General features: G+C 63.0%; 16 protein-coding genes. 2 read left to right on the forward strand and 14 right to left on the reverse strand.

Going from position 1 to position 21,315, the window contains the following annotated elements; genetic code table 11:
- Nucleotides 1–15 precede the first annotated feature (15 nt).
- The 12 genes from murC to coq7 all read right to left on the reverse strand — a co-directional run bounded on the left by murC (nucleotide 16) and on the right by coq7 (nucleotide 14,142).
- Nucleotides 16–1,410, reverse strand: a complete 1,395-nt coding sequence (gene murC, locus NCS03_RS12125; protein WP_034471448.1) for a UDP-N-acetylmuramate--L-alanine ligase — start codon at nucleotides 1,408–1,410, stop codon at nucleotides 16–18.
- Nucleotides 1,411–2,529 carry an undecaprenyldiphospho-muramoylpentapeptide beta-N-acetylglucosaminyltransferase gene (gene murG / locus NCS03_RS12130; protein ID WP_239295172.1) on the reverse strand — a complete coding sequence of 373 codons (1,119 nt, stop codon included), beginning with the start codon at nucleotides 2,527–2,529 and terminating at the stop codon, nucleotides 1,411–1,413. It abuts the gene before it with no gap.
- On the reverse strand, nucleotides 2,526–3,803 hold the full coding sequence (gene ftsW, locus NCS03_RS12135) for a putative lipid II flippase FtsW (RefSeq protein WP_008342990.1): 1,278 nt from the start codon (nucleotides 3,801–3,803) through the stop codon (nucleotides 2,526–2,528). Before ftsW ends, murG begins: the two co-directional genes overlap by 4 nt.
- Nucleotides 3,800–5,311 carry a UDP-N-acetylmuramoyl-L-alanine--D-glutamate ligase gene (gene murD, locus NCS03_RS12140; RefSeq protein ID WP_250529212.1) on the reverse strand — a complete coding sequence of 504 codons (1,512 nt, stop codon included), beginning with the start codon at nucleotides 5,309–5,311 and terminating at the stop codon, nucleotides 3,800–3,802. The genes ftsW and murD overlap by 4 nt, the downstream gene beginning before the upstream one ends.
- A 30-nt stretch (nucleotides 5,312–5,341) precedes the next feature.
- Complete coding sequence (mraY, locus tag NCS03_RS12145) at nucleotides 5,342–6,511, reverse strand: phospho-N-acetylmuramoyl-pentapeptide-transferase (RefSeq protein ID WP_008342993.1); 1,170 nt, start codon at nucleotides 6,509–6,511, stop codon at nucleotides 5,342–5,344.
- Nucleotides 6,512–6,533: 22 nt separating this feature from the next.
- On the reverse strand, nucleotides 6,534–7,964 hold the full coding sequence (locus NCS03_RS12150) for a UDP-N-acetylmuramoyl-tripeptide--D-alanyl-D-alanine ligase (protein WP_250435212.1): 1,431 nt from the start codon (nucleotides 7,962–7,964) through the stop codon (nucleotides 6,534–6,536).
- Complete coding sequence (locus NCS03_RS12155) at nucleotides 7,961–9,505, reverse strand: UDP-N-acetylmuramoyl-L-alanyl-D-glutamate--2,6-diaminopimelate ligase (RefSeq protein WP_244807651.1); 1,545 nt, start codon at nucleotides 9,503–9,505, stop codon at nucleotides 7,961–7,963. The genes NCS03_RS12150 and NCS03_RS12155 overlap by 4 nt, the downstream gene beginning before the upstream one ends.
- On the reverse strand, nucleotides 9,502–11,358 hold the full coding sequence (locus tag NCS03_RS12160; RefSeq protein ID WP_008342998.1) for a peptidoglycan D,D-transpeptidase FtsI family protein: 1,857 nt from the start codon (nucleotides 11,356–11,358) through the stop codon (nucleotides 9,502–9,504). The genes NCS03_RS12155 and NCS03_RS12160 overlap by 4 nt, the downstream gene beginning before the upstream one ends.
- Complete coding sequence (gene ftsL / locus NCS03_RS12165; RefSeq protein ID WP_008342999.1) at nucleotides 11,355–11,699, reverse strand: cell division protein FtsL; 345 nt, start codon at nucleotides 11,697–11,699, stop codon at nucleotides 11,355–11,357. Before ftsL ends, NCS03_RS12160 begins: the two co-directional genes overlap by 4 nt.
- A complete protein-coding gene (gene rsmH / locus NCS03_RS12170; protein WP_008343001.1) occupies nucleotides 11,696–12,637 on the reverse strand; it encodes a 16S rRNA (cytosine(1402)-N(4))-methyltransferase RsmH in 942 nt (313 codons plus the stop codon). The genes ftsL and rsmH overlap by 4 nt, the downstream gene beginning before the upstream one ends.
- A 28-nt stretch (nucleotides 12,638–12,665) precedes the next feature.
- The gene (gene mraZ, locus NCS03_RS12175; RefSeq protein ID WP_008343002.1) at nucleotides 12,666–13,094 is read right to left on the reverse strand and encodes a division/cell wall cluster transcriptional repressor MraZ; all 429 of its coding nucleotides are present in this window, start codon (nucleotides 13,092–13,094) and stop codon (nucleotides 12,666–12,668) included.
- Nucleotides 13,095–13,485: 391 nt separating this feature from the next.
- The gene (coq7, locus tag NCS03_RS12180) at nucleotides 13,486–14,142 is read right to left on the reverse strand and encodes a 2-polyprenyl-3-methyl-6-methoxy-1,4-benzoquinone monooxygenase (RefSeq protein WP_034471434.1); all 657 of its coding nucleotides are present in this window, start codon (nucleotides 14,140–14,142) and stop codon (nucleotides 13,486–13,488) included.
- Nucleotides 14,143–14,604: 462 nt separating this feature from the next.
- Between coq7 and NCS03_RS12185 the strand changes: the two genes are divergently transcribed.
- Nucleotides 14,605–15,780, forward strand: a complete 1,176-nt coding sequence (locus tag NCS03_RS12185) for a porin (protein ID WP_008343007.1) — start codon at nucleotides 14,605–14,607, stop codon at nucleotides 15,778–15,780.
- A gap of 128 nt (nucleotides 15,781–15,908) precedes the next feature.
- Here NCS03_RS12185 and NCS03_RS12190 read toward each other — a convergent pair whose 3' ends face one another.
- Both NCS03_RS12190 and NCS03_RS12195 read right to left on the reverse strand, forming a co-directional pair.
- The gene (locus tag NCS03_RS12190; protein WP_250529213.1) at nucleotides 15,909–17,582 is read right to left on the reverse strand and encodes a long-chain fatty acid--CoA ligase; all 1,674 of its coding nucleotides are present in this window, start codon (nucleotides 17,580–17,582) and stop codon (nucleotides 15,909–15,911) included.
- 128 nt (nucleotides 17,583–17,710) lie between these two features.
- On the reverse strand, nucleotides 17,711–19,792 hold the full coding sequence (locus tag NCS03_RS12195) for a molybdopterin-containing oxidoreductase family protein (RefSeq protein WP_250529214.1): 2,082 nt from the start codon (nucleotides 19,790–19,792) through the stop codon (nucleotides 17,711–17,713).
- A gap of 160 nt (nucleotides 19,793–19,952) precedes the next feature.
- On the opposite strand from NCS03_RS12195, the gene NCS03_RS12200 reads away from it, so the two are divergent.
- Complete coding sequence (locus NCS03_RS12200; protein WP_250529215.1) at nucleotides 19,953–21,143, forward strand: M20 aminoacylase family protein; 1,191 nt, start codon at nucleotides 19,953–19,955, stop codon at nucleotides 21,141–21,143.
- Nucleotides 21,144–21,315 lie beyond the last annotated feature (172 nt).

The following is a 21,315-nucleotide window of genomic DNA, read 5'->3' on the forward strand; positions in this document are numbered from 1 at the left end:
CTCATGGTCTTGCTCTTACTGAGGCTGGGGGTTAGCCAGCTTGCCGCACACTCCGCCGATGGAACCCGCGCCCATGGCGATCACCACGTCGCCGTTGCGCGCGATGGTCGTCACCGCGTCGGGCACTTCGTCGATCGTCTCGACGAACACCGGCTCCACCTTGCCCGCGACGCGGATCGCACGCGCGAGCGCCCGGCCGTCGGCGGCCACGATGGGCGCTTCGCCGGCGGCATAGACATCGGTGAGCACGAGGGCGTCGACCGTCGACAGCACCTTCACGAAATCCTCGAAACAGTCGCGCGTGCGCGTATAGCGATGCGGCTGGAACGCGAGCACGAGACGCCGCCCCGGAAACGCGCCGCGCGCCGCCGCGATCGTCGCGGCCATTTCGACCGGGTGATGACCGTAGTCGTCGATGAGCGTGTACGCGCCTTCGCCGCTCGCCGCGCTCACTTCGCCGTAACGCTGGAAGCGACGGCCTACGCCGTTGAATTCAGCGAGCGCACGCTGGATATCGGCATCCGCGACTTCGAGTTCAGTCGCGATCGCGATTGCCGCGAGCGCGTTCTGCACGTTATGCGTGCCCGGCAGATTCAGCACGATGTCGAGCGACGGCGCGTCTTCACGCAGCGTCGTGAAATGCATGCGGCCGTCGCGCGCCTCGACGTTCACCGCGCGCACTTGCGCTTCCGCGCCGAGACCGTAGCGGATGATCGGCTTCGACACGAACGGCAGGATTTCGCGGACGTTCGGATCGTCGACGCATAGCACGGCAATGCCGTAGAACGGCAGCCGATGCGTGAACTCGATGAACGCCTGCTTGAGCCGCGCGAAGTCGTGGCCGTAGGTGTCCATGTGATCGGCGTCGATGTTCGTGATGACTTCGATCACCGGGAAAAGATTCAGGAACGAAGCGTCCGACTCATCGGCTTCAGCGACGATGAAATCGCCCGTGCCGAGACGCGCGTTCGCGCCCGCGCTGTTCAGCCGCCCGCCGATGACGAAGGTCGGATCGAGCCCGCCCGCCGCCAGCACGCTCGCGACGAGCGAAGTCGTCGTCGTTTTGCCGTGCGTGCCGGCGATGGCGATGCCCTGCTTCAGGCGCATGAGTTCCGCGAGCATCACGGCCCGCGGCACGATCGGCACGCGGCGATGCCGCGCCGCGAGCACTTCTGGATTGTCGGGACGCACGGCCGTCGAAACGACCACCGCATTCGCGCCTTCGATGTTCTGCTCGTGATGACCGATCTCGACGCGCGCGCCAAGCGCACGCAGACGCTCGGTGACCGCGCCGTTCGAAAGATCGGATCCGCTCACGTGATAGCCGAGATTGAGCAGCACTTCGGCGATCCCGCTCATGCCCGCGCCGCCGATCCCGACGAAATGTATATGTTTGACGATGTGCTTCATTTAGTGTGCCTCCCGAGCTTGCGCGTCGAAACGCGCGCCGGCCACGTCGGCGCAAATGCTCGCGACTTTTTCGGTCGCGTCCGGTTTCGCCAGCGCGCGCGAGCGCTCGGCCATAGCCGCGAGCGTGTCGCGCGTCTGTACGCGTAACCAGTCGGCGAGCTTTTGCGCCGACAGATCGCGTTGTTGTATCAGTTCAGCCGCGCCGTTCTTCGCGAGGAACGCGCCGTTGGTCGTCTGGTGATCGTCGACGGCGAACGGGAACGGCACGAAGAGCGCCGCCACGCCGACCGCGGCGATTTCCGAGACGGTCATCGCGCCCGACCGGCAGATGACGAGATCCGCCGATGCATAGGCGCTCGCCATGTCTTCGATGAACGGCACGAGTTGCAGGTCTTCACCGCGCGTGAGACCCGCAGCCGCGTAGTTCGCTTCCAGTGCTTCGATATGCTTCGCGCCCGCCTGATGCACGATGCGCGGGCGCTCTTCCGATGCGAGCATCGCGAGCGCCTTGGGCACGGTTTCGTTGAGCGCGGCAGCGCCGAGACTGCCTCCGACGACGAGCACGTTCAGGCGTCCCGAACGCGCGGCGTAGCGTTCTTTGGGTGGCAATGCGCTCGTTAGTTCCGCACGGATCGGATTACCGGTCCATTCTGCATTCGGCAGAGCATTGGGAAACGCGACGAGCACGCGCTTTGCGAGATGCGCGAGCACCTTGTTCGCGAGCCCCGCGATGGAGTTCTGTTCGTGCAGCACGAGCGGGCAGCCCGCGAGCTTCGTCATGATGCCCGCCGGAAACGTGATATAGCCGCCCATGCCGAGCACGACGTCCGGCTTCACGCGGCGCAGCGCGGCGAGGCTTTGCGAACATGCGCGCAGCAGATTCACCGGCAACATCAGCTTGGTCTTGACGCCCTTGCCGCGCACGCCGCCGAAGCGCACGTATTCCATCGGAATGCCGTGCTTCGGCACGAGCGTCGCTTCCATGCCGCTCGCATTGCCGAGCCACACGACGCGCCAACCGTGCGCCTGCATCCAGTGCGCGACCGCGAGCCCCGGGAACACGTGGCCCCCGGTGCCGCCCGCCATCACCATCAAGGTGCGGTCGCGTTGCGCGGTCATACTTTTCCTCCGCGCATCAAGACGCGATTTTCGTAATCGACGCGCAGCAACACCGCCAGCGCGACGCAGTTCAGCAAAATGCCCGAGCCGCCGTAGGACACGAGCGGCAGCGTGAGACCCTTGGTCGGCAGAAGACCGAGATTCACGCCCATGTTGATGAACGTCTGCGCGCCGAACCAGATGCCGACGCCCTTCGCCATCAGACCGGCGAATGTGCGATCGAGCGCAAGCGCCTGACGGCCGATCTCGAACGCGCGGCGCACGATCCAGTAGAACAGCAGGATCACGCAGATCACGCCGACGAAACCGAGCTCCTCGCCGATCACCGCGAGAATGAAGTCGGTATGCGCTTCCGGCAGATAGTTCAGCTTCTCGACGCTGCCGCCCAAGCCGACGCCGAACCACTCGCCGCGCCCGAACGCAATCAGCGAGTGCGTCAATTGATACGCCTTGCCTTGCGCGTAACGGTCGTCCCACGGATCGAGGTACGCGAAGATCCGCTCGCGACGCCACGGCGACAGCCACACGAGCATCGTGAACGTGCCCACCGCCGTCAGCACGAGGCCGCCGAACAGCTTGCCGTTGACGCCGCCGAGAAACAGCACGCCCATCGCGATCGCGGCGATCACCATGAACGCGCCCATGTCGGGCTCGAGCAGCAAGAGCGCACCGACCGCGCCGACCGCGACCGCCATCGGCAGAAAGCCCTTGCCGAAGCTGTGCATGAATTCCTGCTTGCGCACGGTGTAGTTCGCAGCGTAGATCGTCACCGCGAGCTTCATGATCTCCGACGGCTGCATGTTCGTGATGCCGAGCGGAATCCAGCGGCGCGCGCCGTTCACGCCTTTGCCGACGTGCGGAATCAGCACGATGATGAGCATCGCCAGCGCGACGAGAAAAAGCTTCGGCGCGTACTTTTCCCACGTCTTGATCGGAATCTTGAACGCGATGGTCGCGCCGACGAGCGCCGTCGTGATCGAAACGAGGTGACGCACGAGGAAGTGATAGTCGCGATAGCTCGCGTACTTGGGCGAATCCGGCATCGCGATCGACGCCGAGTACACCATCACGATGCCCAGGCCGAGCAGCGAGATCATCACCCACAACAGCGAATAGTCGTAGTCGAGCATGCGCGAGCGCGCCGGGCGCACGCCGTTGACCGCGCTCGAAATGCCGCCGCGCGTGCCCGAATTCGAGCGGCCCGCGAGCGAGTCGCCGGGCATGGCGTTGCGCTGTCCGGTAAGTTTCGATCCGAAGCGTTCCGACCAGCTCATAGCATCACTCCCCGCGCGGCGGCGATATCTTCGACCGCGCCGCGAAACACGTCGGCGCGATGTGCGTAGTTCCTGAACATGTCGAGGCTCGCGCACGCGGGCGAAAGCAGCACGGCGTCGCCGGCTTCCGCGATTTTCGCGGCGGCGTTCGTCGCTTCCTCGAGCGTCGCGTGATCCTGCAATTCGACATTCGTCGATGCCAGCGTTTCGCGGATGCGTGCCGCGTCGCGGCCGATCAGCATCACGGCGCGCGCCCAGCGTGCGACCGGCGCTTCGAGCGGCGAAAAATCCTGGCCCTTGCCGTCGCCGCCGGCGATCAGCACGACGCGTTGCGCGAGGCCGTCGAGCGCGGCGACCGTCGCGCCGACGTTCGTGCCTTTGCTGTCATCGACATAATCGACGCCGTCGATCTGCGCGATCACTTCGACGCGATGCGGCTCGCCGCGATACTCGCGCAAGCCGTGCAAAAGCGCCGCGAGCGGCAGATCGATCGCGCGAGCCAGCGCCAGCGCTGCGAGCGCGTTCGCCGCGTTGTGCAGACCGCGGACGCGCAGCGCGTCGACGGGCATCAGACGCTTGGAAACGAGGTTCGGCTCGGCCTCGTCCTTCTTGCGGCGACGCGAAGTCGCAGTCTCTTCCGACGCGTCCTGATCGATGCCAACGACGAGCCACTGCATGCCGTTATCGCGCAGCAAACCGTAGTCGCCGACATTCAGCGGCTCGTTCAGTCCGAACGTCACGACGCGATGTTGCGCGACGTTCGCCGCGAGCTTCATGACGCGGCTGTCGTCGCGGTTCAGCACGCGCGTCGTGGCCGGGCCGAAGATGCGCCCTTTCGCGGCGGCGTAGGCGTCCAGCCCGCCGTGCCAGTCGAGATGATCCTGCGTGATGTTCAGCACCGCGGCGGCATCCGGTGCGAATGTATGCGCGGTTTCGAGCTGGAAACTCGACAGTTCGAGCACCCAGACATCGGGCAGCGCGGTCTGGTCGATGGCTTCGGTCAGCTTGTCGAGCATCGCCGGGCTGATGTTGCCCGCGACCGCGACCGACTTGCCCGCGCGCTCGCACAAGAGGCCGGTGAGCGCGGTCGTGGTGGTCTTGCCGTTCGTGCCCGTGATCGCGATGACTTTAGGCGCATAGCCGTTCGCGCCGAGTCCGGCGAGCGCCTGCGCGAACAGTTCGAGTTCGCCCCAGACGGAAATGCCGCGTTCTTTCGCTGCAGCGATCAGCGGCGCGAGGTCATCCGCGAGCGGCGACAGCCCCGGGCTGATCGCGACGAGTTCGATGCCGCCATCGAGCAACGCGGGCGTGAACGCGCCGCCGACGAAATCCGCATCGATCTTGTGGATCGCGAGTTCGGAGAGATTCGGCGGCGCTTCGCGCGTGTCGGCGATCCGCAGGCGGCAACCGTGCCTGGCGCACCAGCGCGCCATCGCCAGACCGGATTCACCCAGCCCAAGCACGAGCACCATCGGACTTTGCCGACCGACAAACTTCTCGCCAAACATCGCTTTACCTTTTACCGAAACTTGAATGAATCAACGCAACTTCAACGTCGACAGACCGAACAGGCACAACATCAACGTGATGATCCAGAAGCGCACCACGACTTGCGTCTCGGTCCAGCCGGACAGCTCGTAATGGTGATGCAGCGGCGCCATCTTGAAGAAACGGCGGCCTTCGCCATAACGGCGCTTCGTGAACTTGAACCAGAAGACCTGCAGCATCACGGAAAGCGTTTCCGCGACGAACACGCCGCCCATGATGAACAGCACGACTTCCTGACGAACGATCACCGCGATCGTGCCGAGCGCGCCGCCGAGCGCGAGCGCGCCGACATCGCCCATGAAGACCTGCGCGGGGTGCGTGTTGTACCAGAGAAACGCGAGACCGGCGCCGCCCATTGCGGAACAGAAGATCAAAAGCTCGCCCGCTCCGGGAATGTGCGGGAACAGCAGGTACTTCGAATAGACCGACGAGCCCATCACATACGCGAACGCGCCGAGCGACGCGCCGACCAGCACGACCGGCATGATGACGAGGCCGTCGAGGCCGTCGGTGAGATTCACGGCGTTGCTCGACCCGACGATGACGAAGTAGGTCATCGCGATGAAGCCCCACACGCCGAGCGGATACGTGATCGATTTGAGGAACGGCAGCATCAGGTCGGCGCGCGCGGGCAGGCCCATCGAGAGGCCGCTGCGCACCCACGCCATGAAGAGATCGAACACGCGCGCGTTGTTCGCTTCGGACACGGAAAACGCGAGATACACCGCCGCGAACAGGCCGATCACCGATTGCCAGAAATACTTCTCGCGCGACGACATGCCGCGCGGATCCTTGTGCACGACCTTCCGATAGTCGTCCACCCAGCCGATCACGCCATAGCCGAACGTGACGAGCATCACGATCCACACAAAACGGTTCGTGAGATCGGCCCACAGCAACGTGGAAATGGCAATGCCGATGAGGATCAGCACGCCGCCCATCGTCGGCGTGCCGGACTTCACGAGATGCGTCTGCGGGCCGTCCTTGCGCACGGCCTGGCCGACCTTGAGCAAGGTCAGCTTGCGGATGACCCACGGGCCGCAGACGAGACCGATCAGAAGCGCCGTTGCCGTGGCGCCCACCGCGCGGAACGTGATGTAGGTGAACACGCGCATGAAGCTGGCGTCATTCTGAAGCCATTGCGCGAGTGCGAGTAGCATGCTGGTCCTTCTCTTCAGTGAATCAATGTGCAGCGGGCGCATGGCCCGCTGCGGGTTGTTGTGGACTCGTCAAGGCATCCACCACGCGCTCCATCTTCATGAAGCGCGAGCCTTTCGCGAGATACGTGGCCTTGTTGCCGTAGCCTGCCTGTTCGAGCGCGGTGAGCAGTTCGCGGACATCGGCGAAATGCTGCGCGGTTTGCTTCGATGCGGCCGCGTTGAATGCGTTCACCGAATCGACGCTCGCGGCGCCGAGCGCGAAGAGCGCATCGATGCCGCACTCCGCCGCATACGCGCCGACTTCGCGATGAAACGCCGGACCTTCCTCGCCGACTTCGCCCATGTCGCCCATCACGAGCACGCGGGGCGTTGCCTGCGATGCGAGCACGTCGATCGCGGCGCGCATCGAATCGGGATTCGAGTTGTACGTGTCGTCGATGACGGTCGCGCCGGCGAGCGCGCCGAGCATCGCGCGCTTCACCTGCAAGCGGCCTTTAACCGGCTCGAACGCTTCGAGACCGCGCTTGATGACATCGAGCGAAACGCCTGCGGCAAGCGCTGCCGCGGTCGCCGCCATTGCGTTGCGCGCGTTGTGTTCGCCGAGCACGTTCAGCGCGATGTCGACCGCGCCCTGCGGCGTTTGCATGTGGACCGTCGTGCCTTCGAGCGTACCGGTGACGGCGGCCTGCGATGCATCGGCGGTCAGCGCGAAATCGATGATCGCGTTGCCGGTCGCGGCCGTGCGCCAGAAGACGGCGTACTGGTCGTCGGCGGGAAACACGGCCGTGCCGGTATCGCCTAGCGCATGAATGACCGATGCGTGCTCGAGCGCGACCGCTTCGACCGTCGCCATGAATTCCTGATGCTCGCGCTGCGCGTTGTTGACGACGGCGACATCCGGCGCGGCGATCTTGCCGAGCACTTCGGTTTCGCCCGGATGATTCATGCCCAGTTCGACGACCGCGAGCTTGTGCGACGCCTTCAGACGAAACAGCGTGAGCGGCAAGCCGATGTCGTTATTGAAGTTGCCCGCCGTCGCGAGGCGCGCTTCCTCGCCGACCGCAGCCGCGAAGATCGACGCGATCATCTCCTTGACCGTCGTCTTGCCGTTGCTGCCCGTGACCGCGACGAGCGGCATCGTGAAGCGCTTGCGCCAGCCGTGCGCCAACGCACCGAGCGCCGCGCGCGTGTCCTTTACCTTGATGACCGGAAGTGGCCAGGCACCGGAGTTGCTCGGGTCGCGTGACACGAGCGCAGCAGCCGCGCCGCTCTTCGCCACCTGATCGAGGAAATCATGCGCATCGAAGCGATCGCCCTTCACCGCGACGAACAGATCGCCGGCCTGCACGCCGCGGCTGTCCGTGACGACGCGCGCGATGGCGATACCCGCATCGCCCTTAAGGACGGCGCCGGGAATCATCGCGGCGGCTTCGCGCAAAGTGAACATCGTCATTCGCCGCCTCCGCGTTGTTGTGTGGCGCGTGCGGCCAGCGCGAGACGCGCGTGATCCTGATCCGAGAACGCGCGCTTCTTGCCCATGATTTCCTGCGTGGCTTCGTGCCCTTTTCCGGCGAGCACGACGACGTCCTCGCGCGCCGCACTTCGTATTGCTTGCAGAATCGCGCTCGCGCGGTCTTCGACGCGGCGCGCCTTCGCGGCTTCGCTCATGCCGGCGGCGATTTGATCGATGATCGCGACGGGATCTTCGCTGCGCGGGTTGTCGCTCGTGATGACGACCTGATCCGCGAGGCGTTCGGCGATTTCGCCCATCAGCGGACGCTTGGTGGCGTCGCGGTCGCCGCCGCAGCCGAACATGCAGACGAGCTCGCCGCCGCGCGCCTCGGCGATCGGGCGCAGCGCGGTGAGGGTCTTGTCGAGCGCGTCGGGCGTGTGCGCGTAGTCGATCACGACGAGCGGCTCGTCGCTCTGAATGCGTCCGCCGAGACGCTCCATGCGGCCGTTGACCGATTCGAGCTTTTCGATGCGCGCGATGGCGGCATCGAACGGCACGCCCACTTCGAGCAGCACGCCGAGCACGGAAAGCAGATTGCTCACGTTGAACGTGCCGAGCGTGCCGACTTCGACATCGGCTTCGCCCCAGTCCGACGACAGATGAAACGCAGTGCCGGTCGCAGTCGCGCGGACTTGCGTTGCGAGCAGGAACGCGTCGGCGCTCGGCGCGGCATCGGCGGGCATCTCGACGCCGTAGGCAATCGTCCGCACCTTGCCGCGCAGCGATTCGATCAGACGCTGACCGGCCGCATCGTCGCGATTGACGATTGCCGTCTTCAGCGACGGCCACGCGAAAAGACGCGCCTTTGCCGCTTCGTACGCCTCGAACGTGCCGTGGTAGTCGAGATGATCCTGCGTGAGATTCGTGAAGATGGCGATATCGAAATCTACGCCGTTCACGCGCCCCTGATGCAGCGCATGCGACGACACTTCCATCGCGACGCCTTCCGCGCCCTGAGCTTTCAATTGCGCAAGATTGCGCTGAAGCTGCGGCGCGTCGGGCGTGGTGAAGCCGCTATGCACCAGCTTGCCCGGCATGCCGATGCCGAGCGTGCCGACGATGGCGCACGGACGGCCGAGCGCGGAGAGCGCAGTCGCGATCCATTGGCTGCACGAAGTCTTGCCGTTCGTGCCCGTCACGCCGACGGTAAGCATCGACGCGGTCGGCTCGCCGTACCACGCGGATGCGATCGGGCCCGCGAGTTCGTTCAGCGCCTTCACGGCGAGCGTCTTCGACGCGTCCGGCTTGCCCGCGAAATTCTCCGGCTGATAGAGCGCCGCAGCCGCGCCTGCGGCGAGCGCGGCGTCGAGATACGGACGGTTGTCCGCGCCGTCGACCGCATAGGCTAGAAACACGTCGCCGCTTTTGAGCGAGCGCGTGTCGGCGTGCAATTGCGCCTCGGGCTGCGCGTGGGCGCGCAGCCATTGAACGGCTTGTGATACGTCCTTTTGCATCTTGCTCTGTCGGGTTTGCGCGCTCATCGCACGACTCCCGGGTGCGTCTTCGTATTGCTCGACACCGCGAATTTCTTCGCGGTATTCGCGTTGTTCGTATTCGCCGGCTGCTTGGCGGCCGCTTGCGTGGCGGAGTTCGAATCGTCCGTCACGACCATTTGCTTCACTGGCATATCGGGCGGCACGTTCAGCGCGCGCAAGGTATCGCCGACGATGCCCGAGAACACCGGACCCGACACCTGACCGCCGAAGTGGCTGCCGACCGTCGGTTCATCCACCGATACGGCCACGACGATGCGCGGATTCGGCATCGGCGCCATGCCGACGAACGATGCCCGGTACTTCGAATGGTCGTAGCCGTGGCCCGCATGCTTGTACGCCGTGCCCGATTTGCCGCCGACGCGATAGCCGGCCACCGCCGCATCCGGCGACGTGCCGCCCTTCGACACGACGGTTTCGAGCATCGCACGCACTTCGCGCGCGGTAGTCGGCGAAAACACTTGCTGACCGAGCGGCGGCTGATCGCCCGCCGTGCGGAAAATCGAGACCGGCAGGATCTTGCCGTCGTTCGCGATGGCCGTGTATGCGCGCCCGAGCTGGAACAGCGACACGGACAGGCCGTAGCCGTACGACATCGTCGCCTGCTCGATGCGTCGCCAGCTCTTCCACGGGCGCAGACGCCCGGTCACGGCGCCCGGAAAACCGACTTTCGGCGCCTGACCGAGCCCGATGCTCGTGTACATGTTCCACATTTCCTCGGGACGCAATTGCATCGCAATTTTGGTCGCGCCGATATTGCTCGACTTCTGAATCACGCCGCCGACGGTGAGCGTGCCGAAGCCAGAATCGTCCGTAATGCGGGCGCCGTCGAGCACGAACACGCCGCCGCCCGTTTCGACGAGCGTATTCGGCGTCACCCGATGCAGATCGAGCGCGAGCGAAACGGTGAACGGCTTCATGATCGAGCCCGGCTCGAAGGTGTCCGTGAGAATGCGGTTGCGCAACTGCTCGCCGGTCATCCGCGAACGATCGTTCGGGTTGTACGTGGGATAGTTGACGAGCGCGAGCACTTCGCCCGTCTTCACGTCGATGACCATTGCCGCGCCGGCCTTCGCCTTCGTCTTCTCGACGGCGGCCTTCAGGTTCGTGTACGCGATGTACTGAATCTTGCTGTCGATCGAAAGTTCGACGTCCGCGCCGTTGTGCGGCACGACTTGCTCGTCGACGTCCTCGACGATATGGCCCATGCGGTCCTTGATGACGCGGCGCATGCCCGGCGTGCCGGCGAGGACGTTCTGGTCGCCGAGTTCGACGCCTTCCTGTCCCTTGTCTTCAATGTTAGTAAAGCCGATCAGGTGCGCGGTGATTTCGCCTTCCGGATAGAAGCGCTTGTATTCGCCGCGCGAATAGATGCCGGGAATGTCGAGCGCGGCGACCTTCTGCGCGACTTCGAGCGGCACCTGGCGCTTCACATAGACGAAGGTCTTGTCCATCGAGAGCTTCGCGCGAAGCTCTTTTTCCGGCATTTCGAGAAGTTTGGACAATTGCGCGAACTTGTCCGCGCCGAGATCGTTCGGCACGGCTTCGGGAATCGCCCAGATGGCCTTCACCGGCAAACTCGTTGCGAGCACGAGGCCGTTACGGTCGCGAATCTGCCCGCGCGTCGCAGGCATTTCGAGCGTGCGCTGATAGCGGCTTTCGCCCTGTTTCTTGAAGAACGCGTTGCCCGGGCCCTGAATCCAGAACGCGCGCCCGGCCAGCGCGACGAACGCCATGAATAGCAGGAACACGACGAGCTTCGAGCGCCACATGGGCAGGCGCACGGCGAGAAGCGGATTCGGCGTGTGAGCGATGTCTTTCTGCTTCGCGGACTTTTTCATCGCTTGGCTCCGCGTGCAGGCGGCGCCGACGCCGGCAGCGGCGGCGGCATGGGTGCGTCGGCGGCCTTGTTGGCGGCCGTGTCGTAGGTGAGATATTGCGTTCGGCCGGTCGTCACGGGCTGCATTTTCAGTGAGTTGGTGGCCAACTGCTCGATGCGCGATGTCTTCGACAACGCGCTCTGCTGGTACTGCAACTGCGCGTAATCCTGTTGCAGTTGACGCTCTTGCGATTGCGCCCTTTGCAAGTCGATGAAAATCTCCCGCTGCTGATTGGTGGAGCTGACGACCGACAGCGCGCACCCGAGCACGATGATGAGCAGGAAGATGTTGAGGCGATTCATGGCGCGATCCGCTCGGCGATACGCATCACCGCGGAACGGGCGCGCGGGTTATCGGCGACTTCGGCATCACTCGGAAACACGCGGCCGACCACGCGCAGCGGCGGGCTGGGAAGATCGACCGCGCGGATCGGCAAACGACGGTCCACCGCCGGCGCGCTCGCGTGCGCCTGCATGAACCGCTTGACGATCCGGTCTTCGAGTGAATGAAAGCTGATCACGACCAGCCGCCCCCCTTGCTCCAACAATGCCAATGCCGATTCGAGTACTACCTGCAGCTCCGCAAGCTCTTGATTGACGTGAATCCGTATAGCCTGAAAGGTGCGAGTTGCCGGGTCCTTGCCCTTTTCACGGGTTTTGACGACGTGACCCACGATTTCGGCAAGCTCGCGCGTGCTGTCGAGAGGCCCAAGACGGTCGGACTCTGCCCGGCGAGCAACAAGCGCCTTTGCAATCTGAAAAGCAAACCGTTCTTCCCCATAATCTCTGATGACCTCCGTGATTTCCTGCACCGTGGCACGCGCGAGCCACTCTGCCGCCGACTCGCCCCGAGTCGGGTCCATCCTCATGTCGAGCGGACCTTCTGCGCGGAAGCTGAAGCCGCGCTCCGGGTCGTCCACCTGCGGCGACGACACGCCTAGGTCCAGCAACACGCCCGACACCCGCCCTACTCCGCGCTCGCTCGCCGCGTCGCGCAACGCCGCGAAGCTGTCGTGCACGATCGAAAAGCGCGAATCCTGAATCTGTTGCGCCGTGGCGATCGCGAGAGGATCCTTGTCGAAGGCGATCAGCCGCCCCGCGTCACCCAGTCGCTGCAAAATCGCCCGGCTATGACCGCCGCGCCCGAAAGTGCCATCTATATAGATGCCGTCCGCGCGCGTGAGCAGCCCGTCTACCGCTTCCTTCAGCAGCACCGTGCGATGCTGCAGTTCATTTCCCATCGCAGGAGCCATGTTGTTCAGCGCCGCGTCAGAAAGTGAAGTTTTTCAGCGCGTCGGGCATGCCCTGCGCCATGGCCGCAGCTTCCTTCGCCGCGTAAGTCTGCGAGTCCCACAACTCGAAGTGCGCGCCCATGCCGAGCAGCGTCACTTCTTTTTCCAGCGACGCGGCAGCGCGCAGCTCGGGCGAGACCAGCACGCGCCCGTTGCCGTCGAGTTCGACATCCATTGCATTACCGAGAAAGATGCGCCGCCACCACATGGCTTCCATCGGAAGCGCGGCGACCTTGGCGCGGAAGACTTCCCACTCCGGGCGGGGAAAGAGCAACAGGCATCCATCCGGGCTCTTCGTGAGCGTCACCCGGCCTTCTGCCTGCCCTTGCAGCGCTTCCCGATAGCGCGACGGAACCGACATCCGCCCTTTCGCATCGAGCGTCAGCGCCGACGCCCCTTGGAACACTCGCCCTTCTCCCCGTTTTCGGACGCCCACCACGACGCCCGTCCCTCTCCAGTTTTGCTCGAAAATGGGTTGTGAATCACACAAAAGACCACTTTCTCACACTGTCTCCCACTTTAGAGGAACGCATTTCCTCGGTCAAGACGCGCACCTTTTTTTCGAGTGCTTTTTATTTGCTAGAACAAGGACTTAGCGCAGGAGCTTGAAGTAACGGCAAAAGAGAAAACCGTTATGAATTAGAGAGCTAGTGCGGGATGTGAAGGTAGTACGTGAAAAGAGCAGGCGAAATGAGGGAAATGTAACGGTTCTTACAGCCGTTTTTTGATTCGATGATGAGTTTCGGCGGCGAATGCCTCGCTCGACCCGGCAAGCGAGCGAACGAGGCTTTGTCACACTATATGTAATAGGCCGTGCGCGTCATGACTTTGGAAGCTGCGCGCATCAACGCGCGCACCGGAAACGGAACCTCGCTCCCACCAGCGCCGATGGCTGCTGCGGCGTGCGCGCTTTCATCGAGACGCATTTGCTCGACGATCGCGCGGGATGCGTGATCGTTGACGGGCAAGGTCTTCATGTGGCCATCGAGATGCTGCTCGACCTGACGCTCGGTTTCGGCCATGAAGCCGAGACTCGCGCGATCGCCGAAGCGCCCCGCGACGAAACCGATCGCCAGCGCACCCGCGTACCACAACGGGTTCAGCAGGCTCGGCCGCGATTCCAGATCTTTCAGCCGCGTCGAAGTCCACGCGAGATGGTCTTCCTCTTCACGCGCCGCTCGCTCGAAACTGGCCTTGAGCTCCGGCGAGCTTGTGGCGAGCTTCTGCGCCTGATAAAGCGCTTGCGCGCAGACCTCGCCAACGTGATTCACGCGCATCAGTCCGGCCGAATGGGCGCGTTCTTCTTCGGTGAGTTGCGATTGTTCCGAGAGGACATCGCCGGTCGCGTCCAGAGGCGACATCGTCGATTCAGGAATCGGACGCGACATGCGGCTCACGCCCGTCATGGACCGCAAGCCTCGATCGAATTCGCTGATGACTTCATCGAGCGTCATGGTGTCACCTCTCTCTTCATGGTCCGCAGACGGAGCGGACGCTCGCGGAAAACGCGAATTTTAGCGCACATCGACTGGCGCCGAAGGGGCGCGGGCTTGCCGGATACCGCGTTCAGCGGCCACGGAGCATGTGCGATTTCTCCGGATTACAGGCTCGAAGTCTGATCGCGAATATGGCACCAACCTGACGCCGTCGACCGCCCGATCGCCCCTTATGAAGCACCTGTTTTGGTAATTAGGGCAAACACGGGTCGCAAATATCCTGCAAAACCAACATTTTAGCGGCTGTTGCGTAAACGTCACATGAGTCCGGTGGACCAGCCCCTTTTCCTTTGTCCGTTAAAGCCTCTTTGTTACATTACGTGTCACCTTCGTTAAGAAGCAGGCAGGGACCGTCAACACACTGGCGCTAAGAACAGTGACCTTGCCAAAAGTCGCAAACACTCCTTGGAGATTCAATCAATGAAAAAGTCGCTTCTCGCTCTCGCCGCACTGGGCGCATTCGCAGGCGCCGCACATGCGCAGAGCAGTGTGACGCTGTACGGCATCATCGACGCTGGCTTCGCGTACAACAACAACAGCAACGGCCAAAAGCTGTACTCCATGAACAGCGGCAACCTGCAAGGTAGCCGTTGGGGCCTGCGCGGCACGGAAGACCTCGGTGGCGGTCTGAAGGCCATCTTCGTGTTGGAAGGCGGCTTCAACGTGTTCAACGGCCAGCTGGGCCAAGGCGGCGACCTGTTCGGCCGCCAGGCTTATGTCGGTCTGGGCTCGACGCAATTCGGTACGGTCACGCTGGGTCGCCAGTACGACTCCGTGGTTGACTACACCGGCGCATTCGAAGTCGGTAGCCAGTGGGCGTCGTACTTCGGCGCGCACCCGGGCGACCTGGACAACATGAACAACTCGAATCGCGTGAACAACGCGATCAAGTACACGAGCGCGAACTACGCCGGCTTCACGTTCGGCGGCCTGTACAGCCTCGGCGGCCAAGCTGGCCAGTTCAACCGCAACCAGATCTGGTCGGTTGGTCTCGGCTACTCGCAGGGTCCGCTGCAATTGGGCGCGGGCTACTTGAACGTCAAGGACCCGAACTACTCGTTCTTCGGCAACAACGCCACGAGCCGCAACGCTGCCACGACGCCTACGGCTTCGAACATGTCGAGCCGCGTGTACTCGGGCTTCGCATCGGCCAAGACGCAGCAAGTCATCTCGGCTGGCGGTGCTTACACGTTCGGCGCAGCGACCATCGGCGCGACGTATAGCAACACGCAGTTCAAGGACGTCAACAACGAAGCAGGCGCTGGCCTGAACCCGGCTGGCTACACGGGCGGCTCGGGCAAGTTCCATAACGCCGAAATCAACTTCAAGTATCAGCTGACCCCGGCCCTGCTGCTGGGCGTGGCATATGACTACACGAAGGGTTACGGCCTGGCCGATGCCAAGTACCACCAAGGCATGCTCGGCGCGGACTACTTCCTGTCGAAGCGCACGGACGTGTACATCGACGGTATCTACCAGCACGCAAGCGGCACGGATTCGTTGAACCGCCCTGCGGTTGCGAACATCAACGGCCTGTCGGCGTCGTCGACGTCGAACCAGGTTGCCGCTGTTGTCGGTATCCGCCACAAGTTCTAATAAGGTCGTAACAAAGCAGTACGCACTGAAAGGCGCCTTCGGGCGCCTTTTTTTCGTTCCGCTGCGGGCAACAAAAAAGCCTTCGCATCTCGCGACACGAAGGCTTTTCGCTTTGGACGATGCAGCCGCTACGCGCGGCCGTCGCGCAATTCCCGCCGCAAGATCTTGCCGACATTGCTCTTCGGCAACTCGTTGCGGAACTCGATCATGCGCGGACGCTTGTAGCCGGTCAGCCGTTCCCTGCAGTACGCGATGACATCCGCTTCCGTCAGGCTCGCATCCTTGCGCACGATGAAGAGCTTCACCGCTTCGCCCGACGCCTGATCCTTCACGCCCACCGCGGCAACTTCGAACACGCCGGGCAGCATCGCGACAACATCTTCAATCTCGTTCGGATACACGTTGAAGCCGGAGACGAGAATCATGTCCTTCTTGCGATCGACGATCTTCACGTAGCCGCGCTCATCGAGCACGCCGACGTCGCCTGAGCGGAAGAAGCCGTCGGGGGTCATCACCTTCGCGGTTTCGTCGGGACGATTCCAGTAGCCCGTCATCACCTGCGGGCCGCGAATGCAGATCTCGCCGGGCTGGCCGAGCGGCACTTCGTTGTTGTCGTCGTCGCGGATGGAGATTTCCGTGGACGGAAGCGGCAAGCCGATCGTGCCCGTGTATTCGGTCGCCGTCACCGGATTGCAGGTCACGCACGGCGAGGTTTCGGACAAGCCGTAACCCTCGACGATCGGCACGCCGGTCGCCGCGAACCAGCGCTTCGCGACGGCTTCCTGCACGGCCATCCCGCCGCCGTTCGCAGCGATGAGCTTCGAGAAATCGAGCTTGTTGAAGTCTGGATGATTCAACAACGCGTTGTAGAGCGTGTTGACGGCCGGGAATGTGTTGATGGGAACGCCCTTCAGTTCCTTGATGGTTCCGGCGATATCTCGCGGGTTCGGTATCAGCACGCCAAGGCCGCCGGTACGGATCGTGAGCATGCCGCAGACCGTCAGCGCGAAGATGTGATAAAGCGGCAGCGCGACCACGCAAACGAACTGATCGATGTCGGGACGGCGCTTACGGGCCGGGTCGAGCCACACTTCTGACTGCAGCGTGTTCGCGATCAGATTGCGATGCGTGAGCGTCGCGCCTTTCGCGACGCCCGTCGTGCCGCCGGTGTACTGCAGGAACGCGACGTCATCGGGACTTTGGGTGACCGGCTGGAGCGTGCCGCGGCCGCCTTCGCTCAGCGCTTCGTTGAAGCGGACGCTGCCAGGCAGTTTCCACTCTGGCACCATCTTCTTCACGCTGCGCACGACGAAGTTGACGAGCACCCCTTTCAAACCCATGAGATCGCCCATCGCCGCGACGACGATATGTTTGATCGCCGTGTTCTTGACGACCGCCTGCAACGTGCCGGCGAAATTCTCCAAAATGACGATTGCTTCCGCGCCGCTGTCCTTGAGCTGATGCTCGAGTTCGCGCGGCGTGTAAAGCGGATTCACGTTGACGACGATGTAACCCGCGCGCAATACCGCCGCGATCGCGATCGGATACTGCAGCACGTTCGGCATCATCAGCGCGACGCGCGCGCCCGGCTTCATTCCTCGCTTCTGGAACCACGCGGCCAGCTTTCTCGACATCGCGTCGAGTTCGGCGTACGTGATCGCCTGGCCCATGCACACGAACGCGCGGCGATCGCGATTCGCGCGAAAGCTGTCCTCGAGCAGCTCCGAAACGGACCGATACGCGGATGGATCGATCTCCGCAGGCACGCCGGCCGGGTAAGACTTCAGCCAGGGTTTCTCCATACGGCGTCTCCTTTATATGATTTTAGAATGATCGTGCGGAAACGAGATCCTAGCTTTTCGGCCGGTCTCCGACAATCGGGTTAGACGCCTTCCACCAAACCCGTCCGAGTCCGCCGCTCCGAAGCTTGTCAATGCATTGGCTCCACTTCCACCAGGCAGTCGTAAAACGTCGCCGAGCCCCCGAGGTCGGTCAGCGCCTGACTCGTCACCTGATTGGCGTTGCGGCCATCGGGAGACAGCTTCTTCCACCAGATCGACAAGCCGACGACGACGCCTTCGCGGGCGCGGTCCGTCACGCGCGCGCGGGCCTGCATCGAACCGCGATCGTTGAAGATGCGCACGACTGCGCCATCGGCGATGGCGCGCGCTTGCGCGTCGGCGGGGTGAATATCGAGATGCGGTTCGCGCTCCGCCGCCCGCAGACTTTCGATGTTCACGAAACTGCTGTTCAGGAAGTTGCGCGCGGGCGGCGAAATCATCGCGAGCGGATAGCGGGCCGCCAGATCCGGCGATCCGTCCGCAGATTCGTACGGCGGCAGGTAATCGGGCAACGGATCGAGACCTTCGCGTTTCAGGCGCTCGCTATAGAACTCGCATTTTCCCGACGGGGTGCGGAACCCGCCTTCGGCCAGCGGCGCTTCCGCGATTCCGAGCTTCAGCCAGCCGGACGCCTTCAACGTGTCCCAGCTCTGACCTTCGAGCGTCGGGTCGTTCCAGCGGAATGCCTTCGATGCGATCTGCTCGTCGGTCTCGAAAAGCGCCGGCTCGGTAAGGCCCAGGGCGCGTGCGAGTCCGCGGAATATTTCAGTGTTCGGGCGCGCTTCGCCGACGGGTGGAATCGCCGGCAGATTCGCCATTACGTGCGTGTGCCCGTAGGACTTGTGGACGTCGAGATGCTCGAGCTGCGTCGTCGCGGGAAAGACGAGGTCCGCGTAATCGGCGGTATCTGTCTGGAAGTGTTCGAGCACGATCGTGAACAGATCCTCGCGCGCGAAGCCCGCCTCGACTTTCGCCGAATCGGGCGCGACCGCAACGGGATTCGAGTTGTAGACGATCAGCGCTTCGATCTTCGGCCCGAATGCTTCGTCGCCCGGATGCAGCAACGCGTCGCCGATCGCGTTCATGTTGATCGCGCGCGGAAGCTTCGAGGGCCAGCCCGGCAGCAAATCGGGACGCTCGAGCGCGGTGCCGTCGATCGGCGCCCAGCCGGACGACGAAAGCAGCAGGCCTCCGGCGCGCTCGCGCCACGCGCCAGTCAACGACGGCAAGCAAGCGATCGCCCGCACGGCATTGCCGCCACCGCGCACGCGCTGCATGCCGTAATTGAGGCGAATTGCGGCCTTCTTCGTCGATCCGAAAGCACGGGCGAGTTCGATGACGACCTTTTCGTCGATGCCGCAGATCTGCGCCACGCGCGAAGCCGGATACTGCGCCGCGCGCGCCGCAAGTTCATCGAAGCCGACGGTATGCGCGCTCACATACTCGTGATCGATGAAATTCTCGCGGATCAACACGTCGATCATGCCGAGCGCGAGCGCGGCGTCGGTGCCCGGGCGCAACGCGATGTGCTGATGGCACTTTTCCGCCGTGAGCGACTTGTACGGATCGATCGCGATCAGCTTCGCGCCACGACGCTTTGCCTCCTGCGCGCGCGTCCAGAAGTGCAGGCTCGACGCGATCGGATTCGCGCCCCAGATCAGAATGAGTTCGCTCTCTTCGTAATACTCGGAATGCATTCCGAGGCTCGCGCCGTACGTGTAGCGCAGGCCGGCGGCGCCCGCGGCCGCACAAATCGTGCGTTCGAGTCGCGATGCGCCAAGCACGTTGAAGAATCGGGCAGCGACGCTTTCGCCTTGCACCAGGCCCATCGTGCCCGCGTAACTGTACGGAACGATGGCTTCAGGCGTGCGCCGGGCGATAGGCTGCAGGCGTTCGGCGGCGAGTTGCAACGCTTCGTCCCAGCCGATCGGCTCAAATCTACCCTCGCCCTTTTTGCCGATTCGACGCAACGGAGTCAGAAGACGATCCTTGTGATGCGTACGCTCGGCATAGCGCGTGACCTTTGTGCACAACACACCTTGCGTCGGTGGATGATCAGGTTCGCCGCTGACTTTGACCGCTTTTCCATCTTTGACCGTTACGCGCATCGCGCAAGTATCGGGGCAATCGTGCGGGCACACGGCTCGGGCAAACTCGGCTGGAGCGTTCATCGGAAAGTCCGTAAATCGAAGTAAAAGCGGCAGATGACGGAATTCTATTACGGCCGCTATGCGATCGACCGTCCGATGGCGCAAATAGCGGCGGCGTAGAATGGAACGACCAGGCGCGGTCAATACGCGCAATCCGAATTCAAACGTGAGAGCAGTTCAAATGAATCTGATCCCAGAAATCGAAGCATCGCACGACGAGATCAAGACGCTCCGACGAACGATCCATGCCCATCCCGAATTGCGCTATGAAGAGGTTGGCACCGCAAAACTGGTTGCCGAGAGCCTCGAAAGTTGGGGAATCCAAGTGCATCGGGGATTGGGCAAGACAGGCGTCGTCGGCGTGTTGAAGCGCGGCGCCGGCAGCGCCTCGATCGGGCTGCGCGCGGATATGGACGCGCTGCCCATTCAGGAATTGAATACATTCGGCCATCGATCGACGAACGACGGCCGTATGCATGCCTGCGGCCACGATGGTCACACGGCGATGCTGCTCGGCGCGGCGAAATATCTCGCCAGGCACGGCAAATTCGATGGGACGGTCGTCTTCATCTTCCAACCGGCTGAGGAAGGCGGCGCGGGCGCGAAGGCCATGATCGAAGATGGTCTTTTCAAGCGGTTTCCGGTCGATGCGGTGTTCGGCATTCACAACTGGCCTGGCATTCCGGCGGGGCATTTTGGTGTCGTCGAAGGGCCGATCATGGCTTCGAGCAACGAGTTTCGCATCGCCATTCGAGGAACCGGTTCGCACGCGGCCTTGCCACATAACGGGCGCGATCCCGTTTTTACGGCGGTTCAGATCGCGAACGGGCTTCAGAGCATCATCACGCGAAGCAAGAAGCCGATCGATACGGCCGTGCTTTCCATTACGCAGATTCACGCTGGCCAGGCTGCCAATGTGGTGCCCGATCAGGCTTGGCTCGGAGGAACTGTGCGTACTTTTACGGTGGAGACGCTCGATCTAATCGAGGCGCGCATGCGCAAAATCGCCGATGCAACCGCAGCGGCCTACGACTGCGAGGTGGAAACTCATTTCCACAGAAACTATCCGCCGACGATCAATTCGCCTGAAGAGGCAAGATTCGCGGCGGAAGTTATGGCAGAAGTGGTGGGCAAGGATAAGGTCGATAGCGCCGTCGAGCCGACGATGGGCGCCGAGGACTTTTCGTTCATGCTTCTCGAAAAGCCCGGATGTTATGCGTTTCTAGGTAACGGCGACGGCGGGCACCGGGAGCAAGGACACGGCGCGGGGCCGTGCATGTTGCACAACGCCAGCTACGACTTTAATGATGATTTGTTATCGATCGGATCGTCGTACTGGGTAAGACTGGCGGAGAAATTCCTCGCCCGTTGATGGTCGCCGTTACGCCTCTGCTGGCTTAATTGCGATTTAGATTTTCACGTCCCAACACAAAAACCCCACCTTTTTGGGGTGGGGTTTTTGTTTGAAGCATGAGGAGCCTGACGATTACCTACTTTCACACGGGTATCCGCACTATCATCGGCGTGGAGTCGTTTCACGGTCC

It is taken from the genome of Caballeronia sp. ATUFL_F1_KS4A (assembly GCF_023630905.1).
In the GTDB taxonomy this organism is placed as follows: Bacteria; Pseudomonadota; Gammaproteobacteria; order Burkholderiales; family Burkholderiaceae; genus Caballeronia; species Caballeronia zhejiangensis.